The following is a 23,890-nucleotide window of genomic DNA, read 5'->3' as shown; positions in this document are numbered from 1 at the left end:
TCCCGAGAGATAAACATGTTTAAATGAAAAAGAAGAAAACAAATCGCAAACACGATCCGTTTTTCCGATATGTCTATGCTGTTCCTGAAAATACTCGGGCACTATTGCGACTTGCTCAGCTTAAGAATGCTGAACTCCGTCAGATGCTTTCCGTTGTGGACATGCAGAGCCTTGAGTTGATTCCTGGCAGCTTTAGTTCCGTCAAGGAATGGGGCTATTCAGACCTTGCTTTCACTGCAAAATACAAGGACGGCTCCGAGTTTTTTGTGGGGATTCTGCTCGAACACAAATCCTACCGTGAAAGGGATGTGCTTTCGCAGATTTACGAATACACCTTCCAGGTCATGGTTAACAAGAACGCGACGGATTTTCGGTGGCTTCATACGAAGGCTATTATCATCTATAACGGGCAAAAGAATTGGGATCCGCTGGCGGAGTTCCGCAAGAAACATGGGGGAAAGCTTAGTGGCAAGAAGTTGCCTTTTGAATGTGTCTTCGTTAACCTCGCAGATGTCCCTGACAAGGCCTGCTTTGCGGAGCAAAATATAGAGGCTGCTGTGGGTGCTTTGGTGATGAAACACGCTTTTGATGCCGACGGTTTGAAAAAGATTTGTGGCGAGTTGGTAAAAATGCTCTTGAAGATGGAGAACAGCGCGAGGGCTACTCTTGCCGAAAAAATTGTAGTATATTTAGGAGAGTACCTCGACAAGGATGTCGTGGAGGAGTTGCGTATGCAAATTAGTATCGGACAGGCTTTAGGCATCAAGACCGCAGGGGATCGCCTGCGTGCCGCAGAACGTGCCGCACTCCGTCGTGGGAAAAAGTTAGGCGTTGAGCAAGAACGCGAAAAAATCGATGAACGTGATTCCAAACGGGTCGAGTATCTTCGTTCGAAGAACATTCCGGATGATGTGATTTCGGCGATGCTCGCCATCAAATAATCCCTCGAACATCCTCGAAAACGTTTAAAACCGGTCCATTTGGGCCGGTTTTTGCTTCCGAAACGTCATCTTTTAAAGAAAAAATAAGAAATCTGTCATTTAATGGGCAGTAACCCTACAAAATTACAATAATATTACTTATATTTGCCACAATTAGTTCCACATCCGGTCTGACCAGGAATGGCGGAGGTCGCTATGAACAAAAGATGACCGGAGTAACCCTGAGGTTGCGGTAATTAAATGCCACTAAAACTGATGTACATCACGAATCGGTCTGATGTGGCTGAGATCGCCCAGAAATACGGTGTTGACCGCATTTGGGTTGATTTGGAAACCCGTGGTAAAGAGGAACGACAGAAAAATTACGATTCGGTCAAGTCTCAACACACCGTTGCAGATATCAGAAGCATAAAGCCGCATCTTACGACTTCAGAAATGCTCGTCCGCATAAATCCTTGGTACGACGGTAGCCTTGCTGAAATTGATTCAGTAATAGACGCTGGAGCCGACATCATCATGCTCCCGTACTGGAAAACGCCTGAGGAAGTCTCGAATTTTATCAAAGCGGTTAATGGACGCAGCAAAACAACACTGCTTCTCGAGACCAAGGAAGCTTTGGAATGTATAGACGAAGTTCTTGCACAAGGCTGTTTTGACGAAATACATATCGGGCTTAACGACCTGCACCTTTCGTACGGCATGACTTTCATGTTTGAACTCTTGTCGGATGGAACTGTCGAAAAACTTTGCGACAAGTTCAAGGCGGCAAAGGTTCCATACGGCTTTGGTGGTATTGCAAAGCTTGGAAGCGGAATGTTGCCGGCAGAAAAGGTTGTCATGGAACATTACAGGCTTGGATCGACCCGTGCAATCCTATCTCGCTCGTTCTGTGACTGCGCCAAGATTACGGATATTACTGAAATAGAGCAGACCTTCTGTGAAAACTTGAAGACGCTTCGTGCGTTCGAAGCATCTCTTGCGAATAAAACTCCCGAAGATTTTGCACAGAACAAAGCCGAAGTCGCAACAGCTGTTGCCGATGTTGTTGCCGCTATTAAACGTGCGAGAAAATGTGCTTAGAGGACTAGTTTAAGTATGCCAAAGGTTTTAACGACAGAACTTTTAAACAATCTTTCTGAAAGATTCGGAAACGCCTTTTATCTGTTGGAATCGGCAACTTTCGAAGAAAATTACAAGGACTTGACGGCCGCATTCAAGGCTTATTATCCTAAGTTCAATATCGCTTATTCCTACAAGACTAATTATACGCCGAAGTTGGTTCAAATTGTCAACCGCCTTGGTGGTTATGCCGAAGTAGTTTCGGACATGGAGATGGAAATCGCCTTGCGTTCTGGAGTTCCTGCGTCCCGCATTATTTGGAACGGTCCGGTAAAGAACGCTAACAAGGTCAAGGAACTGCTTCTGACGGGTGGAACGGTAAACATCGATTCTATTTACGAAATAGAAAACATTCGTGAAATTGCCGCGAGCCATCCGGAACATACGATAAATGTTGGTGTGCGCTGCAACTACGAAGTTGGCGATGGCGTTGTATCTCGCTTTGGTTTTGATGTTGATGGAGAAGACTTTGATAAGGTGTTGCACTTTATCGTGGATACACCGAACGTCCACTTGGTCAACCTTCAGGCTCATTTTGCCAAGCGTGCTCCTGAATTTTGGACGGCAAGAGCCCTGGGCATGCTGAAAACCTACGACAAAGTGGTCGGAAAATACGGTTTAAAACCCGAGCGCCTCGATATCGGTGGCGGCATTTATGGAAAAATGCCTGACTCGCTACGTGAACAGCTGAAAATTCACGAAATCACGTACGATGATTACGCTTCAAGAGCGGCTAGACTGTTTGCGGAACATTTCAAGGGTAATCCCGAAGCTCCGTACTTGTTTATTGAACCCGGTTCTGCCGTTGCGGGCGACTGCATGCGGTTTGTGAGTCGTATCGAGACCATCAAGAATGTTCGTGGTAAGATCATTGCAACCGTTATCGGTTCACAAAAGAACATCAGCATGTCGGGAATTAACCCGCCGATGGAACTAGTTGCTGGCGGTAACGAACAAGCCGAATACACCGATCTTGATATTGTGGGATTTACCTGCATTGAGGGTGATGTCCTTCAGAAAAATTTCAACGGCAAGCTCGCTGTTGGCGATTACATCGTTATTGGCAACTGTGGCTCGTATTCCCTAGTGATGAAACCGCCGTTCATTCTTCCGAATTTTGCAGTGCTGGACATTAACGGCGAAACTGTCGAAGTGATTAAACGAGCCGAAACTTTTGACGACCTTTTCCACACCTTCATTTTTTAGCATGCACACGATTCACTGTTTTATAAAGAGATTGTTCGACATTTTGTCCGCGAGCGCGTTGGCGCTTGCGCTGACTCCGCTTTGGATTGTCGTAGCGATTGCTATTAAACTGGACTCAAAAGGTCCCGTATTCTTCAAGCAGGGACGCAGAACAAAAGATGGCAGAATCTTCAACATGCTCAAGTTCCGTTCCATGGTCGTGAACGCAGAACAGATGGATGTGGGCTTGTTTAATTACGAGAATGACCCGCGTGTGACAAAAGTCGGTCGTTTCCTCCGCAACTCGAGCATCGACGAGCTGCCGCAACTTTTCAACATCATCAAGGGCGACATGAGCGTGGTTGGTCCGCGTCCTAGCGTTTCGTATGAACTGGGCGATTTCGACACGCTCAACAAGCGCTACAAGAAAAGGTTCCAGGTTAAGGCCGGGCTTACCGGGCTTGCACAGACCAAGGGGCGCAACGATATTTCCTGGGATAACAAGGTTGAGTTTGATAACCAATACGTTGATGAATTTAACAGAATCGGCATCTTTGCTGATATTAAGATTCTTTTCGATTCCGTAATCAAGGTTTTTAAGAAAGAAAACATCTACGAGAACAAGGCCGACGAATCGATGACCGATGCTGAGGCTGCAAAGTTCGAAAATGACGAAATTATCAGAATAGCTCATTTACCGGATTAAAAAATGAAATACCCTGTTTCTGAAAGGCTTATATGGTTCAAGGGAGAACTACTCCATGTGAACGATGCGAAGGTGAATGCCCTTGCACCTACGGCTCAGTTTGGTTTGAACGTATTTGAAGGAATCCCTTGCTATTGGAACGATGACGAAAAGCAACTCTACGCTTTCCGCCTGGATGACCATTATAACCGTCTTATCCGTTCTGCAAGACTGATCCAGATTGATTGTCCGTTTAGCAAAGACGATTTCAAGAAGGCTTTGGTCGATGTCGTGAAGGCTAACGAATACGAAGAAAACCTTTCTGTTCGCCAGACGCTGTTTGTCGATGGTTTTGGATCTTGGGGTTCCGATGGTCCGACAGATATGTTTGTGGCTCCGATTCCGCGTGGAAAGACGAGTGCAGAATACAACAAGAAAGGACTCAAGGTTTGCGTGACCTCTTGGCGTCGCATTAGTGAAAATGCTTTAAGCCCGCGAATCAAGTGCGGTGCAAATTACATTAATAGCCGTTATGGTCAGCGTGAAGCCCTTAGAAACGGCTACGACACCTGCCTGTTCTTGAACGAATTCGGCAAGGTTTCCGAAGGTCCGGGAAGTTGCTTCTTTATGGTTCGCGACAAGAAAGTGATTACGCCAACCTTTACGGATGCTGTTTTGGAATCGATTACTCGCGACACCGTGATCGCCCTTGCAAAGAGCTTGGGATACGAGGTTATAGAGAGGACGATTGACCGTACGGAACTCTATACCGCTGACGAAGCTTTCCTTTGCGGTTCTGCAATGGAATTGACCCCAGTTCTGAGCATCGATAAGTACGAAATTGGCGAAGGCGAAATTACTAAGCAACTCCACAAGGCGTACGTTGATGCAGCCAGAGGAATGAACGAACAATTTAAGAATTGGGTGACACCTATTTATTAAGGGATAAGTGATGGATTTTTCTGTACTGATGGCAGTCTATGGAAAAGACAATCCTGATTATTATCGGATTGCTCTTGATAGTGTTACTATTGGACAGACATTAAAGCCTTCTCAAGTCGTAATTGTATTTGACGGTCCTGTACCACAAGAAATCGAATCAATAACATACGATGCCGAACAGAAGAATCCTAACATAGTTTTTACAATTGTAAAACAAAAGGTTAATCAAGGTCTCGCGGCAGCATTAAACGCTGGATTAGAAAAGTGCTCTTTTGAATATGTCGCACGAATGGATTCTGACGATTACGCTATTCCCGATAGATTTGAAAAACAGATTGTATTTCTTACATCTAATTCACAAATTGATGTGCTTGGTGGAAAAATAGCCGAGTTTATAGATAATCCTCAACAAACTACATCCGTGAGAACAGTTGGTACATCCCATGAGATGATTGTTGAAATGGCTAAGCACAGGACACCACTAAACCACATGACTGTTGTTTATAAAAAAAGCAAGGTTCTTGCTGTTGGTGGCTATAATGTTGAATTTGGAAAGTTAGAGGATTACAAGCTCTGGGTTGATATGATTGCGAATGGTTGCAAATTTGCGAATCTTAATGATGTATTAGTTCATATGCGTGTCGGGAATGGCTTAATTCTTAGGCGAAGTAATAAAAGAGAGATTCACGATTGGGATAAACTTCAAAAAGATTTGCTTGATGCACATATTATTAATCGTTTTGACTCTTACGCAAATCGCTTGTACATAAGAGCTTTTACCTATACTCCGTCATTCTTAAAAAAAATTGCTTATCACGTTTTGTTAAGAGCTAAGGCATAAAGATGAAAAAATACAGGATTGGCTATACTACAGGTGTTTTTGATATGTTTCATATCGGACATCTCAATATATTAAAAAGAGCAAAAGATCAGTGCGATATCTTAATTGTCGGTGTGTCAACCGACGAGCTTGTTGAAACATACAAACATAAAACGCCAATAGTTCCATTTAAAGAAAGAATTGAAATTGTAAAAGCGATTAAGTATGTCGATCAGGTTATTCCACAAACTTCTATGGATAAATTTTTGGCATGGACAGAAATTCATTATGACGCCCTTTTCCATGGAAGTGATTGGAAGGGGTCGTCAATGTATAATGAGATTGAAAAAAAATTGCATAGTGTAGGTGTTGAAATGGTTTTCTTGCCTCATACGGAAGGAACATCATCTACAATGTTATCTGAAAAGCTTAGTAAAATATAGAGGAATGATGCTAGTCGATAAAGAAAAGTGCTGTGCATGTAGAGCTTGTGTTCAAACTTGCCCTAAACAGGCTATTTCCGTTGTTTTCGACAAGTATGGTTTTGAACGTGTTTCGATTAATGAAGAAAAGTGCGTTAAATGTGGAATATGCGAATCTGTATGTCCGATAATTAACCCAAAGAAAAATGAAGGCAAAAGGCTATGTGGATCTGCCTACAGCAAAGATCAAAGAATAAAATATAGCTGTTCTAGTGGTGGATTGTTTGGTGTCTTCGCAAAAAAAATTATTAATGAAAATGGGATTGTTTATGGGGCCGCATTTGATGAAAATCTCCATTTAAAAACAACAAGAGCAGAAAACTTTGAACAGCTTAAAAGGCTATACAAATCAAAATATTTGTTATGTGATACTACAGGCGTGTTTAAGCAAATCAAATCTGATTTAGTTAGCGGAAAGAATGTTTTATATTGTTCAACACCTTGCCAATTAAACGCTTTAAAAAATTATTTAAAGAAAGAATATGAAAATCTTCTTTGTGTCGAATTTGTCTGTCATGGCGTTGGCGCTCAAAAGCAATTCGATGATTCTATATCGTATGTTGAACAAAAGAAAAAAATCAAGATAATGGATTTTGGTTTTAGAGAAAAATTTTCTAAAGCATCATCGCATTATTATTATTATTATTACAAAGATTTGCGTACTGGGAAAGAACGGCACTTACGTGATATTTACATGACTTTCCCATATTACTTCGCATATTGCGATAGATTGACATGTAGAGAATCTTGTTATTCATGCACTTACGCAACAGAAGATAGAGTTGGCGATATTACTATAGGTGATTTTCACAACATAGGCAAATATGAGCCCAATATCGATCGTTTTGCTGGCGTATCGATGTTTGTTTGCAATACAGATAAGGGACAAAAATTTTTTGATTCGGTAAAAAACGACCTTGTTGTAAAAGAATATGATTGGCAAATCATAAAAAACAACAATAGATTTGACGGAACTGAAAAGCCACCTGCCAAAAGAGATTCTTATCTTGAAATGATCGCAAATGACGAGTACATCAAATGTGTTAAAACTTTCTTTGCGTATTGGAAAGATTGGCGGTATTATTACTACCATATGCCAAAGTTTTTGAGATATTTCGGCAATAAGTTATTGAGGAAATAAAATGAAGTACATGCGCCCAAATCTTGAAGATAAATACGGATTTCTTGAATTACAAGACAAAATTCTTGAAATTATGGTTGATATTGATCATTTTTGCTTTGAATACAGTATTGAATACTGTTTGATGGGTGGTTCTGCACTAGGGGCCGCTCGTCATGGCGGTTTTATACCTTGGGATGATGATTTGGACATATTCATGACTCCTGATAATTATGAAAAGTTTAGGGAACAATTTCAAAAGAATGGAAACAAAGACAAATATTATCTTCAAGAATGGGGAGCAACCGATGGAATGGTGACTACCGCAAAAATTAGGCTTAATGGATCGTCCTATATAGAAGAAAATTTAAAGGATTGGGATATTCACCACGGCATATTCATTGATATTTTTATTCTGCATACATGCCGCAACAACAAACTTCAGCAAATCCATCAATTCTTTTGGGCGAAATATGCTATTACTATGGGCCTAGCGTTTAGAGAGAATGGGCGTCATTCTGGAATTCGGGGCTTTGTTATAAAAATTGCTCAATTGTTACCGGAACGTTTTCTTTTAGAACATGCGTTAAAACAGGTCTATAAATATCGAAACAATAAAACAGATTATTATTGCAATTTCCTCGGGAAAGCCGTGTTTAAAAAGGGTATTTACAAAAGAGAGTGGTTTGACGCCCCTGTTTACGCCCCTTTTGAAACGGTCCAATTAAAAGTTCCTGGAAAACTTCATGAATTTTTATCGGAACGTTTTGGTGATTACATGAAGATTCCTTCGGCAGACCGAATTAAGTACGAACAACACGCTGAATATTGGAATTTGAATACCCAAAAGAAAATCTCTAACGATTACAGGGATGAAATTAAACTGATATAAAATGTTAAATCGTTGAATATTGCAATAGGATGTATTTTTAATGAATATTTTGTATATTACAAAACTTACCGGTAATCCATGGGATGGTACGACTTACTGTGTCCCGTATCAAATACATGCTCAATCTAAATTAGATAATGTTATGTGGCTGAATCTTAGTCATGTTCAAAAAGATGAGTGGAATAAAGAAAGTTATTTTTTTAAAAGCAATGATTCTGCTGAACCACAAATATCACAATTGCCGTCCCCATTTAATAAACCCGATTTAGTTGTTGTTCAACAATTTTATTGCTATCCGTTTTCTTCTATTATAAGAAAATTGCAAGGGATGAAAATTCCTTACATAATACAACCTCATGGAGAAATGAATAAATCTGCACAAAAACAAAAAAGAATAAAAAAAATTATAGGCAATCTTCTATGGTTTAATAAAATGATAAAAAGAAGTTTTGCTATTGAATATTTGACAGATAATGAATTAAAAAATACAGCATGGCCACAAAAAAAATCCTTAGTAATACCCAATGGAATTACATTACCCGATTTTTTCAGACAGAAAAGGCCTTTGGAAGGAATCAATGCAACATTTATTGGCAGATTGAGAATTTATCACAAAGGGTTGGATGTTCTTTTAGATGGAATTTTTTTAGTCAAAGATAAATTAAAAGAAGAAAAATTCAAATTGAATATATATGGTCATGATAAAGATGGTAATAAGGAGCGAATTCAAAAAATAGTATTAGAAAAACAGTTGCAAGATATCGTTTCTGTTAATGATGGAATTTATGGAGAAGATAAAGAGCATGTATTGAAAAAAACGGATTTGTTTGTTTTAACATCACGATTTGAGGGGCATCCGATAGCTTTATTGGAAGCATTGTCCTATGGAACACCATCTTTGGTTACTCCTGGTACAAATATGGATAAAATGGTTTCTCAATTTGATGCAGGATGGTGTACAGAATTTGACGCAACAGCTATATCAAAGGTTTTGTTGAAAATTGTGAAATCCAAAAACGAGTGGGCGAATAAATCAGTTAATGCTCGGAATTTGGCTTCAGTATATTCATGGGATGCTATTGCTCAAAAAGCTCATGCGGAATACGAACAACTGTTGAAAAGTAAAGACTCTTGACCTTAATTTCCCTTGTAAAATAAAAAAATCTCTTTAGAGGATGATATGTTCAAACCAACATCTTTGGAAAAGATCTTCAAAAAAATTGAACACAAATCAAGATGCTTTTTGGCTCCATTTAGACGTAGACGTTTGTGCCAAACTGACTTTACAATTATTTCTAATAATTGTTGGGGTGGAAATTGCTATGAGTATTTTGGTTTGCCTAAGCAATCGCCTACTGTTGGACTTTTCTTTTTTGCTTCGGAATATATTTTATTTATAAAAAATTTGCGATATTATTTAGCAAAGGAGATGAATTTTATAGACATTGCAAAAAGCAAACATTACAATTTTTTGAAAGAAAAGAACATTTGTTGTCCTGTAGGTTTACTAGGTGATGTTGAAGTCTTTTTTCTTCATTATCCAAGTGAAAAAATTGCAAAAGAAAAATGGACTCGGCGAGTTAAAAGAGTAAATTGGAATAATCTTGTTTTCAAATTTTCTCAGATGAATGAGTGCTCGTTACAAGATTTGGAAAATTTTGATAATCTTGATTTGCCTGGAAAAAAGTTGATGTTTGTTAATAAGCCCGGTATGGGGTTTAAATCGGGAGTTTATTACCCTGGTTATGAAGATGATTTGGAAATTGAAAACGACACATTTTATTGGAATAAATACTTAGATGTTGTCAACTTTTTGAATGGAAAATGAGTCTCATAAAAAACAAGTTTCTTGAGGTTGAATAATGCGTGTCTCGGTAGCAATGACTACATATAATGGTTCAAAATATATAAAAGAACAATTGAATTCTATTTTGAATCAATCGAAATCTGTTGATGAAATATTGATTTTTGACGATCAATCGACTGATGATACCATTTCTTTTGTAGAAAAAATTATCAAAGAAAAAAATGTTGATAAGTGTAAAGTTTATTTGAATAAATCCCGTATGGGATGGAAAAAAAATTTTATACAAGCCATTAGTGCGACTACTGGAGATATTGTTTTCTTGGCTGATCAGGACGATGTTTGGCATCGTCAAAAGGTTGAATTACTATGTGCTGTATTTGAAAAAGAAAAAGACGCAAATTTGGTCGTGTGTAAGTATCAGAGTTTTTTAAGAAACAATGAAGCTGATATTGGTTCTTTCGAAACTTTTTTTTATGATAAATTAAAATATGGCCGTATGTCAAAAAAAAATGATTGGAATATACATTTCCCGGGATGTACATATGCTTTTAGAAAAGATTTTTTTGAACAAATTAAAACCGCATGGTTCGAAGATGTCCCTCATGATTTGCTAATCTATGAAGCGTCTTTTTTGTGTAATACAACATTTGTATGCGATGCTGTATTACATTTCTTTAGACGTCATGAAGATAGCGTGACTACAAATGCTCCGCCAATTTTGGAAAAAGAAAATCGTGTTGAATTATTATCGAATTTATTGAAATTGCTTACTAATCTTGTATCTTGTGGTTTCCCTTTCAATTCACCATTGGGAGATGATTTACGAAATTTTCTTTCTTTCCGAATTCAGTGGATAAAAAGACGTTCCTTGTTTGCTTTCATTAACATTTTAAAAAATATTTTCTTTTATAGAAATGTGAGAACTTTTTTGACCGATTGTTTTGTGGCTTTGAAATTAAAATGAGTACAATAATAATTTATAGTGTAGTCCTTTTGATGACTATTGTGTTGGGGCGAATTTTTCAAACGTCTGGCAATAATGCGTTAAAAGCACTCAATTCTCACGGGGTGTTTTGTGGAATCGTTTTTTCTGCTCCAATCGTTTTATTATTGTCATTTCGGTATGGTATAGGTACAGATTTTTATAACTATGAAAAGTTCTATATGCATTACGTCAATAATGGAATTTCTCGCTATGGTGTTGGAATTATATTCACTTATGAATTTTGCAAATTTTTTTCCCCCACATTCCAAAGTTGGATTGTTCTGACCTCTATAATGACGGTTGTTCCGCCTTTAATTATATTAGTACACTCATCCAAGTCTTATTTGTGGTTGCAGTTGTTGGCTTTGTTTTGTTTGTATTTGGGGCTATGGTGTAATGTGATTCGGCAAGCCATAGCAATATCCTTTATTACAATGGCTTATTATTTTATGTTAAAAAAGAGTAAATTTCTTTTTTCTATATGTGTTGTTTTTGCGGGGACATTTCATACAAGCGCTTTTTTACTTTTACCTTTTGCTCTTTTGATAAACAAACGATATGTTTCTTTTGAAAGAAGTAAGTGGATTTTTTTGTTTACGATATTTTTAGAGTTGTTGATTGTTGCTTTTTTCCTTTTATGGGGAAAGGAATATTCTTTTATATATTCAAGTTATGTAACTTCAACAATGGATTTGGGGTTGACTAATAAATTTTTATTATTGTCGATCCCCTTTTATATTCCGGAAATATGTTATTTAAAAAAAATATGTTCTATAAATATTCATAATTTGACTCTATATCTTTTGTTGTTTTGTGATTTTCTTTTTAATTGTTTATCCATTTGGGTTCCGTATACTTTTAGAATGGGACATTATTTTGCAATTGCACACATTTTTTTGATTCCTCAATTGCTTAAATATTGTGAAAATAGGGAATGTCAATTCCTTTTAACCTTGTATTATGTTTTCTTTTTCGTTTTTTATTTTTACATAACAACATTTGTTTTAGGGTTTAATGGGATTAATGTATATCAATCAATATTTGAACAACTATAGAAGGTGAAATAATGATTTGCATAGAAAAAAATGTTGAAACATTAGTTTCTGTTATTATACCCGTTTATAACGTAAAAGATTATTTGAATGAATGCTTGGATAGCATTCGTCAACAGACGTATAAAAATATTGAAGTACTCATGATTGATGATGGTTCGACTGATGGTTGTGATACCGTTTGTGATGATTATATGAAAAATGATGCTAGATTTTTTGCAATCCATAAAAAAAATGGAGGGGTTGCTTCTGCTAGAAATGAAGGTCTTAGGATTGCTAATGGTGAATTTATTGTATTTGTTGATAGTGATGATTCCGTAGAATCTAATTATATAGAAACTATGGTAGAGGCTATGGAACACCAAAATGTGGATTTTGTTAGAACTATGTTTAAAAAAAATGGCGTAGTGTCACATTTCTATTCGCAATATGAATTTTTATCAGATTCTGTAATTGAGATGAATTCACTTGTAAATTTAAATCTTCTTGTTTACATATGGGGTTTAATGATAAGAAAAGATTGTGTGAAAAACGTTTTTTTTGATGAAAATATTCATTATGGGGAAGATGCTCTATTTGTTATACAGGCTTTTGTGAATTCAAAAAACAAAAAAATTTACTTGTTGAAAAACTCTTTTTATAATTATGCGGTGAGAAAAGGCTCTGTAACTAATTCGACTTTCAATGAAAAATGGTTGACGTTGCTGGATGCAGGAAATAAAATCTATAATGTACTAGTTTCAAATTCTTCCATGGCTCGTTTTGCAAATGATTATAAAAAGTTTTGCTATAGAACTGTACTTGAACAACTTTTTAAAATTGACGGAAAACATTCAAATATAGAACCAATTCGTCGAGAAATCATACAAATGCGAAAAAATGGAGCTCGTCCTCATAGTCAACTTGGAAATTTATATGAAATTCTACTAGTTTATGTAGGAAGGAACTTTTATCTTTTCTATTTACAGTGTCTAAAATTAAAAAATTCATGTATGAGAAAAAAGGATTTTTAACAATGAAAGTTATCGCTTTGTATTTACCCCAATATCATCCCACAAAACATAATAATGAATGGTGGGGCGAAGGTTTTACTGAGTGGACAAATGTTGCGAAAGCGGAAAAGTATTTTCGCAATCACTACCAACCTAAAATACCTGCTGATTTAGGTTTTTATGATCTCCGTTTACCAGAAACTCGTGAACAACAAGTCGAATTGGCGAAAAAAGCAGGTGTTGACGGTTTTTGTTATTACCATTATTGGTTTGGCAACGGTCATCGTGAGTTAGAACGGCCTTTTGAAGAGGTTTTGAAATGCGGAAAACCTGATTTCCCATTTTGTCTATGTTGGGCAAATGAAACCTGGGCTAGAAAATTTTGGAATAGAGAAGGAAATGTTGTTGGTCGAGACATTTTAGCGGAACAAACTTATCCTGGCGAAGATGATTATCGACATCATTTTGAGTCTGTTTTGCCTGCGTTTAAGGATAATCGATATATAAAAATTGATGGCAAACCTGTTTTTATGATATATAAGCCGCTTGATTTCAAGGATATCAAGGTTTTTATTGATTTGTGGAATAAAATGGCAAAAGAAAATGGATTCCTTGGAATATATTTTATAGCGTTCACTCAAGATATTTGTCATCAGTATTCCAAAATTATGGATTGTGGCGTTGATGCAATTTGTTCTTGTAGGTTGGCGTATGCGTGTAGCCCTCATTCCGTAAATCGAGGCGTTAAGGGGTTTCTAAACAGAATGTATCAAAGATTCTGGTGGAATTTGACGCATTCTCCAAGACGATTTGATTACAAAAAGAGTATTCCTATTCTAATTGGAAAAGAGGAAATTGAAAATGAGAATGTTTTTCCAACAATTATGCCAAATTGGGATCATACTCCTCGAAGTGGAAGGAGTGGCTTTCTTTTCACGGACTCTACTCCAGAATTATTCCAAAAGCATTGTGAGGATGTGTTTTCTAAGATTTCATCAAAGAAAGAAGAAAATCAAATCGTTTTCTTGAAATCTTGGAACGAATGGGGCGAAGGAAATTACATGGAACCTGATTTGAAGTATGGGCATGGGTATATTGATGCGTTGAGAACTGCTTTGAATAAGTTTCAAAAATAAATAATTTATAGGGATTTGAATATAATATGTTTAGACGAAGAAGAATTGCTTTTTCTTTAGATGTTTTTTATCATGTCATAGCAAGTTACAACCAAGAGAGAAATGGTTCTATAGCGTCCATTTTGATGTATTCTACTAATGCCCCGGTTCCTGAAATCAGACATACCTTTGTTTATGGAAACAATCTAGATATGGCCTTATCAAAAATGGAAAAAATTTTAGAACATTTGAATGGTAAAAGAATCATCAGCAGAGTCGATTATTGATGAGCAATATAGTTTTATTTTTTTACTGTTTTTTGTTTCTTGTGCTTATAGTGGTGATTACTATTCGTATTATTCAATATGCTGGACTTATAAAAACAAAAGAAGTTTTTCTTATGTTTCTCCCCATAATCGTTATAACAGTCATTTCAGTTCTTTTTATAATCCTTTTCAAATTTTTAAGAAATATGGTTCTTTAATATGGATTCGACACAAATTGATTTCTATCGCAATATGTTCTCTGATTTTATAGCATCGTATACGGCTCTGTTTGGGGTTCTGATAACAACAACGTGCTGTATATTTGTACTGAAGTATTGGTTTGATGCGAAAAAAATAAAAAAGATAGCATCTGCAGAAGCAAAAAAAGCTGCTAAAATTGCATCAAAAAAATCTGCTCGTATAGCCGCAAAAAAATCTGCTGAAGAAGCTGCCAATAGTGCAGTAAAAAATACAGAAGAAAAAATAATTCAAATGCTTTACAATCAGATCGATTTTTATCGTGAAATAATAAAAATGCAGTCGGATGACAAAATGGTGATAATTTTGTCTTCGAAATTAATTTGCTCCATTGTGACAATGATTCTGTTTACTCCATCCCCGCAATCATTTATGTCTTTTCTTGATAAAATATATGATTTATTGCATAATATGCTTGCATACCAGTTTAATGCAAATTACACTCAACTTAATTTGAAAATAAACGAACTAATTAAAAGCTATGACGAATGCTCATGGACATCATATGGTTTGGCTATTGAGTCTCAGTTGCCCTTTAATAATGTGATTGATTCAATAAAGGGGGATCTTCAAAAATTAATGTTGAGTCATAGCGATGATGGATTGCTTCTGTCATAAAGGTTATTATGAGCAACAATGTTGAAATACAAAATAGTAAGCGTCTAGTCAAGAACACAATGTTCCTGTATTTTAGAACATTGCTTGTTATGGGGGTAGGCTTATATACGAGCCGTCTTGTATTACAGGTGCTTGGCGTTGAAGATTTTGGTGTTTACAATGTTGTTGGCGGTTTTGTTTCAATGTTTTCGCTACTTAGCGGCTCTTTGACTGCAGCAAGCCAGAGATTTTTGGCATTTGAATTAGGGAAAGACAAATCAGACATTCAGAAAGTTTTTTCATCAACAGTTACAATTCATTTTTCCCTTGCTATAGTTTTATTTTTATTACTTGAACTTATTGGATTATGGTTCTTGAATTATAAAATCAATATTCCTTCAGATAGGTTGAATGCCGCTAATTGGGTGTTTCATTGTTCTGTTCTGACTTTTTGTATAAACATAATTAGCGTTCCTTATAATGCGGCCATAGTGGCATACGAGAGAATGTCCGCATTTGCTTATGCAAGTATTTTCGAAGCTATATCAAAACTTGCTATGGTATTTGTTCTCTTCAAAATTCAATATGATTCATTGATTTTATATGCGTTGCTTGCAATGTTAATTTCTCTTGCAATGCGTTTTATTTACAGCATATATTGTCATATAAATTTCAAGGATTGCCGTTACAAATTCTTTATTGATAAAGACTTGCTTAAATCATTGTTGAATTTTTCTGGATGGAATTTTATTGGATCCTCTGCAGGTGTTCTTAATAATCAAGGAATCAATGTGCTTACGAATTTGTTTTTTGGAGTTACGTTGAATGCTGCGAGAGGAGTGGCTGCTCAAGTTGACAATGCTGTAAATACTTTTGTAAGTAATTTTATGATGGCGTTGAATCCTCAAATTATAAAAGCATTTTCGTCAAAGAATTATGATTACTTAAATAAGATGATTATTTCTGGAACAAAAGCCGCTTTTTTCTTGTTTGGAATTTTTTGTTTGCCCGTATTTGTCAATACGGAATACATTTTGAAAATTTGGTTGAAAAATGTTCCTGAATATTCGGCATTATTTGTTAGGCTTGGATTCGTTTTTATGTTATCTCAAAACTTGTCTCAATGCCTTTATACAGCAATGCTGGCAACAGGGAAAATAAAGAAGTACCAAATTGTTGTTGGCGGATTGTCGTTAATGGCTTTCCCTGCGGCATGGATATTCTTTAAGATAGGTTTGGGAGGTGAATGGGGATATGGTGCTATGATAATTTTCTCCGTAGTTTGTTTAGTTGCAAGATTATTTCTTTTGCAAGAAATGATTCCTGGTTTTCGAGCATGTTTTTTTCTAAAAAACGCTGTTTTGCCGATATTACTTACGACTATCCCGGTTGCATTTATGTCGTACATAATTCACAGGCAAATTTCAGATCCGAGTATTGTTTCTTTTTGTGGCGAAAGCATTCTATGCTTTTTGTTGAGTATTGTGCTGATATACTTTATTGGATTGTCTGCATTTGAAAAGATGAACTTAATCGAAATTGTTAAGAAAAAAGTGTCTCATTATGTTAAAAAATAGTGAATATTACATTGGCTTTTCTAAAGATGCAGATGACAGATTTAAGGCTTCGTCTGGTGGCATAGGCACTACCATTATGCGGTACTTGTTGTCTCAATCTGAATATGGGACTGGAATAACATTTGTTTTTAATGCCAATCTCTGTATGTATGTTCCGAAAATGATATACTCGGAAAAGGAAATTAATGTTTGTGGAAGCGTATATCAAGATATAGATTTGGTTCGTTTTGTTAAGGATAATCTTGAAAATATTAAAGATGGTATTGTTCTTTCTTGCGGCCCTTGTCAAGTGAATTCGATTCGTGCAATGTTGAATAGAAAGGGCATAAAGAATTTTATTATTTCTTACTGCTGTTCTGGGCAAACAACTGTTCAAGGAACGTTGTGCTATTATAAATTTCTTGGAATTAATAAAGATGATGTTGTTAATATGCAATATCGAGGAAATGGCTGGCCTAGCGGAATACAAATTTGGCTAAAGGATGGTTCTGTCATAAAAAAAGACAATTGGACAGAGCCTTGGAGTACAATTCACCAATCAAATATATTCAAACCTAAGAGATGCCTTTTTTGCAAATTAGATTTAGGAAAACAAGCAGATATAAATCTTGCAGATCCATGGCTAGAGAAATATAAACAAAACGAAAAAATCGGCGCAACGCTTTGTGTTTTAAGTTCCGAGCACGGGAAAAAAGTATTCAACGAAATGCTGGCGGAAAAACTAATTGAAGCGATTCCATCTAACTATGATGAATATGCTATTGCTGAAAAACCTAATGTTCATAAAGAGATAAGGATTAAATCAGAAAGGTTGTTCAAAAAACGACTCGCAAAGTTATTGGAATTCAAAATTTATAAAAAAATGGCTTCGTTATGTCTTTTTAATATGCGTCTTCACATCAAGTTGCAAAATGTAATACGGTTATTATCAAAACAAAGGAGTTTTATGGGTTTTCTTATGGGAATTGTAAAAAGGATCAAAAATAAATTCCGCAACCATTATTATAAAAAACGCCTCGGGGGAGGGACTAATTTCTCTATGGGTGAAAATATAGTGATGAATAACCCCCAGTGCGTGTTTCTTGGCGATAAAGTTGGTGTCGGAGCAAATACATATTTGGGCCCCGTTACAAGTTATATGGGCGTTGCATACAATCCTAAAATTATAATTGGCGACGGAACTTGGGTAGGAAAGAATTGTAGCTTAGCCGCAATAGATAGGGTCGAAATAGGGAAAAATGTCCTTTTTGCCGGACATGTTCATATAACGGATCATTCTCATGGGTACGAAGATATAACGAAACCTATGAATGTTCAACGTTTGACATCCAAAGGTCCTGTTATTATTGAAGATGATTGTTGGCTTGGTTTTAGTAGTGAAATCTTGAGTGGAGTCCATATTGGGAAACATTGCGTTGTTGCTGCCAGAGCTGTTGTAACGAAGGATGTCCCTGCATACAGTATTGTTGCGGGCAATCCTGCAAGAGTTATAAAGAAATACGATATGGAATCAAAGAAATGGGTCCGAGTATGAAAAAATACATTCTGATATCTGATTTTTGTTTGACATCTCGCAATCGCGGTACAGCAGCTTTGGGTTATGGTGCACTAGCCTTTTTGCGTGAAAAAGGCTATATGAAAGAAGGGCAAGAGGTTATACAATATACCATTTACCGAAACCCTTTCCGTAAGCAGACTCTGAGCAAATTGCTTCAAAAGAAACGAAGAACCGAGAATGTTCAGGGGGTTCCTGTTACGTTTAACTACGTTATGGTAAATGCTTTTGAATATAAGTTGTGGGCTAAATTCGGCATATCTCTTCCGTTTCGTCCGTGGGGTAAATTTGTAAGGAAAGTTGCGCTTGTTGCAGCCATCAATGGTGGCGATGGTTTTTCTGACATTTACGGTGAACGATTGTGGAATTCTCGACTTCCTGAAATCAAATTTGCGATGAAAACGAATACTCCGCTGATTCTTTTACCGCAGACAATTGGCCCGTTCAAGGATTCAAAAATACTGGCAGAAGCCAAGCAAATTATGGAATATGCTGATAAGGTTTACGTTCGCGATGCCCAGTATGCAAAAGAACTTGATGAAATGGGTATCAAGTATGAACTAACCAATGATCTCTCTGCGTATATGAAACCGGAATCATGGGATATTGATATTAATCCAAATTCTATTGGTATAAATGTCAGCGGACTTGCTTATTCAAACAACTTCCGCGACCTTGCAGGGCAATTCTCTGCTTATCCTGAATTGATGACGAAGTTGGTTCAGCATTTTCAAAAGAAGGGCAAGACGATCTATCTCATTCCTCATGCCTATGGCTATAACAACCCGGAATGGGATAATGACGATATGATTTCTGGTCGAGAATTTTATAATTCGCTAGAAGATAAAACAAACGTTATTCTTATAGACAAGGACTTGATATCGCCTCAAGTTAAGTTTGTGATTTCGAAAATGTCTTTCTTTATCGGAACTCGAATGCATGCAAATTTTGCCGCAATTTTCACCAAAGTTCCTGTTTTCGGCTTGGCCTATAGTTTTAAGTTCCAGGGAGCCTTTGAAAATAACGGCATTTACAACAGAACGGCGATGATAAATAATATCACTCCTGCGAATATTCCTGGAATTATTGAGCAAATTGAACAGGCGTATCAAGAAGATGTTGTTCAAAAGAAAAATGGATAGTGCTTATTATGATAAAACGTAACCAAAAATTTACCTCCCCACGCACAAGGCGTTCAAAATAAAATTGTACGCGATAACACTCTTGATATAGTTGCTGGAATTTTCATTGTTCGAATAATTCTTGGACACTACATGTCTTTACTCCATTTGAATGAATCCTTGCTATACAGATCAATGAATATTTTGTTCTTTTTTATGCCATGGTTCTTTTTTAAGTCGGGCATGTTTTGTTCGGAACAAAGAAAGGATGTAAAATCCTTATTGTTGCCCTATGTATTTTTCTCAATTGTAGGAATTGTAATTGCAGCTTCTGTTGCATTGATAAATGAAAGCTCTTTACCGAGTACCCTGCTTGGCGAGTGTAAAACATTAGTTTTGAAGCAGGCTATTCATTTTAATGCCCCTCTTTGGTTCCTGTTGTCGTTATGTTTTGTGAGAGTATTTTTTAATTGTATTCGGAACGCAATCAATCATTATTTGCTTTTGGGCTCGTCGCTGCTGTTTGCTTTTTTGCACTACTTATTTTTGGCGAAACACGGCTTGTATTGGCCAGGGAACCTTTGTAGTGGACTTGCTTTTTACATCTTAGGTATGAAACTGAAAGATTTACAGTACAATAAAAAAATTGTAATCAGTTCGTTGATTGTTCTTGTCACGATTGGAATTTTTAGACCAACTATAGTAACAATGTATGGAAACATTCTTTTGTACGAAAATGGAATTTACTTGCTATGGTATCCGTTCTGTCTTGCAGGAATTATAGCGTTCAACAATTTAATCAAATATGCAGGCTTTATCTTGGAGCATTTTCATTTTGATGACATCGGTCACCATTCAATGATATACTATGTTATGCATTGGCCAATAGGACTCTTGATTATTGCTATTTACCAGAAAACAACTCCTGCTCCGAATAATTGGGAATTGCTTATCTATATGTTTTTGATAAATCTTGTTGTTTTACCTTTATTGACTTATCTTTTCAATTTAAGAAGAATGGCAAAGTTTATTGGGAAATAGATGCTGAAAAGAAACGAGGCTGAATAAATCATGAAATTCTTCGTAACAGGTGTAAATGGCCAGCTGGGCCACGATGTGATGAATGAACTTGCAAAGCGTGGCCATACGGGTGTCGGTTCCGACATGGCTCCTGCGTACAGCGGGGTGGCTGACGGGTCGGCCGTCACGAAGATGCCCTATGTGCAACTCGACATCACTGACAGCGCCGCGGTCGACAAGGTGCTTTCTGAAATCAGGCCCGACGCGGTGATCCACTGTGCCGCATGGACTGCGGTCGACATGGCCGAAGACGATGCGAACGTGGCGAAGGTCCGTGCGGTGAATGCGGGCGGCACGCAGAACATTGCCGATGCCTGCCATCACCTGGGCTGCAAGATGACCTACATCAGCACCGACTACGTGTTCGACGGTCAGGGCACGGAACCCTGGCAGCCCGACTGCAAAGATTACAAGCCTCTCAATGTTTACGGTCAGACCAAGCTCGAAGGTGAACTTGCTGTTGCTAATACGCTTGAGAAGTATTTCATTGTGCGAATTGCCTGGGTGTTCGGCCTGAACGGCAAGAATTTTATCAAGACCATGCTTAACGTGGGCAAGACTCACGATACCGTGCGTGTGGTGAACGACCAGATCGGCACTCCGACGTACACGCTCGACCTCTCGCGCCTGCTCGTGGACATGAACGAAACTGAAAAGTACGGCTACTACCATGCCACCAACGAGGGCGGGTACATCAGCTGGTATGACTTCACCTGCGAAATCTACAGGCAGGCAGGGCTTTCGACGAAGGTGCTGCCGGTGACCACCGCCGAATATGGCTTAAGCAAGGCCGCGCGCCCCTTTAACAGCCGCTTGGACAAGAGCAAACTGGTGGAAGCCGGTTTCAAGCCGCTCCCCACATGGCAAGATGCCCTAGCGAGATATTTGAAAGAAATAGGAGAATTTTCCTGAGAAATTCCATTTTGACACTTTGTGACAAAATATGGATTGTATATTTGTCAGAAAGGAATGCTTTTGAAAAAACTGAACGCCAAATATATTGCAAAATTTCGTATTTCCCTGTTGACAATAGGGGCGTTTTTAGTTATATTCATTAACAATAGTACTCGCCACGCGATCCCGTTCTTCGGGAGCGGACCACGGCGAGTCTTTTTTGTTTTTAGGGAGGATTGGTGAAATTCAATAAGAAACCGACTTCCCTCGAAGAGCAGGTCGCCCTGCTGAAAAGTCGTGGTGTCACGATAGATAATGATTCTGCAACGCAGGTTTTATTGCAGGTCAATTATTACCGTTTCTGCGGCTACGGACTTTATTTTGAAGAATTTGACGATGACGGGAATCGCTTGGACAAATTTTTGCCCGGTACATCGTTTAACCGAATTTTGGGGCTATACCGGTGGGACGAAAGGCTTAAGACTCTTCTGCAAAAATATCTCAGCCGTTTTGAAATAATGTTCCGCTCTGTCCTGAACTATGTCTTGGTGACGGAAACGCAGAATCCGTTTTGGTTTCTAGATGAAGAGTTGTTTACAAATTCCATTGATTTAAGCAATTTGAACCAGGAATGCGTCGATGCCTTGGAGCGGGCGATAGATAACAATGAACTCTCCGCTGTACATTTTAAGGCTGCATATACAGAATCCGATGTTCCGCCTTGTTGGATTCTTTCTGAATATCTTTCGTTCGGGAAATGGTCAAAGGTCTTCGGGGCGTTAAAATACCAATCGCATGTAAAAAAAGTCGCTTCTGCGCTAAAGGCCCCGCCTAATGATGTGGTGTCCTGGGTGCGAAGCTTGGTCATTCTCCGCAATCGTTGCGCCCATCATGGACGCCTTTGGGGATACCGCTTCAAAATAAGGCCGTCCCGTACTCCTGCCATGCATCGGCTGCAGTTGGGGAACGATTCTGTTGGCGCCTTGATATTCATTTTGCATGATCTTCTTTCTACGGATGTGCCGGCCCAGAAGGAAATGACCGCTGCCTTCAATGAATTGATTTTGGCTTGTCCAGAAGACTTTGAAAATGCTTTGGGTTTACCGAAGGGCTTTAAGTTTTAAAAATGAATGTATCGCTATGTCTAAATTCAATTTCATCAAGACGTCCATCGAGGGCGTGACGATTGTAGAACCGACGGTCTTTGGCGACCATCGCGGCTACTTTATGGAAACCTACAACAAGGCAGAATTCGACGCTGCCGGCTTGAACATGGTTTTCGTACAAGATAACGAATCCAAGAGCAAGAAGGGCGTGCTCCGCGGACTCCACTTCCAGAAAAAGAACCCGCAGGGTAAACTCGTTCGCGTAATCGAAGGCGAAGTCTTTGACGTGGCGGTCGACCTGCGTAAGGGTAGCCCGACGTTCGGCAAGTGGGAAGGCGTTGTGCTTTCTGCCGAAAACAAGAAGCAGTTCTACATTCCCGAAGGCTTTGCCCACGGTTTCGTGGTGCTCAGCGAGATGGCGACTTTCGTGTACAAGTGCACTCGCCTTTACGACCCGAAGGATGAAGGCGGCCTCATGTGGAACGATCCCGAAATCGGCATCGAATGGCCGGTGGGCAATGGTTTCGAACCGCTGCTTTCTGAAAAGGATACCAAGAATCCGGCGCTCAAGGATTTGGGATTCGCTTTTGAACTATAAGGAATCAATATGGAAAGATCGATCGTAATTACTGGCGGAGCGGGCTTTATTGGGAGCCATGTCGTTCGTCTATTTGTCAACAAGTACCCTGAATACAATATCATCAACCTCGACAAGCTCACGTATGCGGGCAACCTTGCTAACCTCAAGGATGTCGAAGGCAAGCCGAACTACAAGTTCGTGAAGATGGATATCTGCGATTTCGACGCTTTCTACAAGCTCATGCAAGATGAAAAAGTTGATGGCATCATTCATCTCGCTGCCGAAAGCCATGTGGACCGTTCCATCAAGGATCCGTTCACATTCGCCCGCACGAACGTCATGGGTACTTTAAGCCTCCTCCAGGCGGCAAAGCTCTACTGGGAAAGCCTCCCGGAAAAGTACGAAGGCAAGCGTTTCTACCACATTTCGACTGACGAAGTTTACGGCGCCCTCAAGATGAACCATCCGGAAGGCATCACGCCTCCGTTTACGACTACGGCTTCTAGTTCGGAACACCATTTGGCCTACGGAGACGACTTCTTCTACGAAACGACGAAGTACACGCCGCACAGCCCGTATTCCGCTTCGAAGGCTGGCTCCGACCACTTCGTGCGCGCATTCCACGACACTTACGGCATGCCGACGATCGTCACGAACTGCTCCAACAACTACGGCCCGTACCAGTTCCCCGAAAAGCTCATCCCGCTTTTCATTAACAA

At 38.4% G+C, this 23,890-nt stretch carries 24 protein-coding genes; all 24 read left to right on the top strand.

Annotation, left to right across the window (positions count from 1 at the left end):
• Positions 1–23: 23 nt before the first annotated feature.
• A complete protein-coding gene (locus BUC30_RS00135) occupies positions 24–941 on the top strand; it encodes an Rpn family recombination-promoting nuclease/putative transposase (RefSeq protein ID WP_073422834.1) in 918 nt (305 codons plus the stop codon).
• Between the two features lie 240 nt (positions 942–1,181).
• Complete coding sequence (locus BUC30_RS00130) at positions 1,182–2,021, top strand: aldolase/citrate lyase family protein (RefSeq protein ID WP_073422832.1); 840 nt, start codon at positions 1,182–1,184, stop codon at positions 2,019–2,021.
• 15 nt (positions 2,022–2,036) lie between these two features.
• Positions 2,037–3,266 (top strand): type III PLP-dependent enzyme domain-containing protein, encoded by a 1,230-nt coding sequence (locus tag BUC30_RS00125; protein ID WP_073422830.1) that lies wholly within the window; start codon positions 2,037–2,039, stop codon positions 3,264–3,266.
• A 1-nt stretch (position 3,267) separates the two neighbouring features.
• Positions 3,268–3,951 carry a sugar transferase gene (locus BUC30_RS00120; protein ID WP_073422828.1) on the top strand — a complete coding sequence of 228 codons (684 nt, stop codon included), beginning with the start codon at positions 3,268–3,270 and terminating at the stop codon, positions 3,949–3,951.
• Positions 3,952–3,954: 3 nt separating this feature from the next.
• Positions 3,955–4,872, top strand: coding sequence for a branched-chain amino acid transaminase (locus tag BUC30_RS00115; RefSeq protein WP_073422826.1), 918 nt, complete (start codon positions 3,955–3,957; stop codon positions 4,870–4,872).
• A 10-nt stretch (positions 4,873–4,882) separates the two neighbouring features.
• Positions 4,883–5,713 (top strand): glycosyltransferase, encoded by an 831-nt coding sequence (locus BUC30_RS00110; protein ID WP_083555439.1) that lies wholly within the window; start codon positions 4,883–4,885, stop codon positions 5,711–5,713.
• Positions 5,714–5,715: 2 nt separating this feature from the next.
• Positions 5,716–6,135, top strand: coding sequence for an FAD synthase family protein (locus BUC30_RS00105; RefSeq protein WP_073422824.1), 420 nt, complete (start codon positions 5,716–5,718; stop codon positions 6,133–6,135).
• A 4-nt stretch (positions 6,136–6,139) separates the two neighbouring features.
• Positions 6,140–7,315, top strand: a complete 1,176-nt coding sequence (locus BUC30_RS00100; RefSeq protein ID WP_083555437.1) for a Coenzyme F420 hydrogenase/dehydrogenase, beta subunit C-terminal domain — start codon at positions 6,140–6,142, stop codon at positions 7,313–7,315.
• Between the two features lies 1 nt (position 7,316).
• Positions 7,317–8,186 carry a LicD family protein gene (locus tag BUC30_RS00095; RefSeq protein ID WP_073422820.1) on the top strand — a complete coding sequence of 290 codons (870 nt, stop codon included), beginning with the start codon at positions 7,317–7,319 and terminating at the stop codon, positions 8,184–8,186.
• A gap of 40 nt (positions 8,187–8,226) precedes the next feature.
• Positions 8,227–9,321, top strand: coding sequence for a glycosyltransferase (locus BUC30_RS00090; RefSeq protein WP_073422819.1), 1,095 nt, complete (start codon positions 8,227–8,229; stop codon positions 9,319–9,321).
• A gap of 45 nt (positions 9,322–9,366) precedes the next feature.
• Positions 9,367–10,014, top strand: coding sequence for a DUF1919 domain-containing protein (locus tag BUC30_RS00085; protein WP_073422818.1), 648 nt, complete (start codon positions 9,367–9,369; stop codon positions 10,012–10,014).
• Between the two features lie 34 nt (positions 10,015–10,048).
• Positions 10,049–10,957, top strand: coding sequence for a glycosyltransferase (locus tag BUC30_RS00080; RefSeq protein WP_073422817.1), 909 nt, complete (start codon positions 10,049–10,051; stop codon positions 10,955–10,957).
• A 32-nt stretch (positions 10,958–10,989) separates the two neighbouring features.
• On the top strand, positions 10,990–12,033 hold the full coding sequence (locus BUC30_RS00075; protein WP_170861472.1) for an EpsG family protein: 1,044 nt from the start codon (positions 10,990–10,992) through the stop codon (positions 12,031–12,033).
• 11 nt (positions 12,034–12,044) lie between these two features.
• Positions 12,045–13,043: a glycosyltransferase family 2 protein gene (locus tag BUC30_RS00070; protein WP_073422815.1), complete on the top strand. Its 999-nt coding sequence runs from the start codon at positions 12,045–12,047 to the stop codon at positions 13,041–13,043.
• A 2-nt stretch (positions 13,044–13,045) separates the two neighbouring features.
• Positions 13,046–14,158: a glycosyltransferase WbsX family protein gene (locus tag BUC30_RS00065; RefSeq protein WP_073422814.1), complete on the top strand. Its 1,113-nt coding sequence runs from the start codon at positions 13,046–13,048 to the stop codon at positions 14,156–14,158.
• A gap of 464 nt (positions 14,159–14,622) precedes the next feature.
• Positions 14,623–15,279, top strand: a complete 657-nt coding sequence (locus BUC30_RS00050; protein ID WP_073422809.1) for a hypothetical protein — start codon at positions 14,623–14,625, stop codon at positions 15,277–15,279.
• An 8-nt stretch (positions 15,280–15,287) separates the two neighbouring features.
• Positions 15,288–16,835: an oligosaccharide flippase family protein gene (locus BUC30_RS00045; protein ID WP_073422808.1), complete on the top strand. Its 1,548-nt coding sequence runs from the start codon at positions 15,288–15,290 to the stop codon at positions 16,833–16,835.
• Complete coding sequence (locus BUC30_RS00040; protein WP_073422806.1) at positions 16,822–18,369, top strand: Coenzyme F420 hydrogenase/dehydrogenase, beta subunit C-terminal domain; 1,548 nt, start codon at positions 16,822–16,824, stop codon at positions 18,367–18,369. The genes BUC30_RS00045 and BUC30_RS00040 overlap by 14 nt, the downstream gene beginning before the upstream one ends.
• The gene (locus BUC30_RS00035; RefSeq protein ID WP_073423882.1) at positions 18,366–19,532 is read left to right on the top strand and encodes a polysaccharide pyruvyl transferase family protein; all 1,167 of its coding nucleotides are present in this window, start codon (positions 18,366–18,368) and stop codon (positions 19,530–19,532) included. Before BUC30_RS00040 ends, BUC30_RS00035 begins: the two co-directional genes overlap by 4 nt.
• Positions 19,533–19,595: 63 nt before the next feature.
• A complete protein-coding gene (locus tag BUC30_RS00030) occupies positions 19,596–20,552 on the top strand; it encodes an acyltransferase family protein (protein ID WP_348536611.1) in 957 nt (318 codons plus the stop codon).
• Between the two features lie 30 nt (positions 20,553–20,582).
• Positions 20,583–21,503: a dTDP-4-dehydrorhamnose reductase gene (gene rfbD, locus BUC30_RS00025; RefSeq protein WP_073422802.1), complete on the top strand. Its 921-nt coding sequence runs from the start codon at positions 20,583–20,585 to the stop codon at positions 21,501–21,503.
• Between the two features lie 221 nt (positions 21,504–21,724).
• On the top strand, positions 21,725–22,609 hold the full coding sequence (locus BUC30_RS00015; protein ID WP_073422800.1) for an Abi family protein: 885 nt from the start codon (positions 21,725–21,727) through the stop codon (positions 22,607–22,609).
• A 16-nt stretch (positions 22,610–22,625) separates the two neighbouring features.
• Positions 22,626–23,189 carry a dTDP-4-dehydrorhamnose 3,5-epimerase gene (gene rfbC / locus BUC30_RS00010; RefSeq protein ID WP_073422798.1) on the top strand — a complete coding sequence of 188 codons (564 nt, stop codon included), beginning with the start codon at positions 22,626–22,628 and terminating at the stop codon, positions 23,187–23,189.
• Positions 23,190–23,198: 9 nt separating this feature from the next.
• The coding region (locus tag BUC30_RS00005; protein WP_139260754.1) for a dTDP-glucose 4,6-dehydratase at positions 23,199–23,890 on the top strand (692 nt) is incomplete at its 3' end.

It is taken from the genome of Fibrobacter sp. UWB7 (assembly GCF_900142945.1).
Taxonomy (GTDB): Bacteria; Fibrobacterota; Fibrobacteria; order Fibrobacterales; family Fibrobacteraceae; genus Fibrobacter.
The sequence above is the reverse complement of the archived record's forward strand: the minus strand, read 5'-3'. Positions and strand labels throughout refer to the sequence as shown.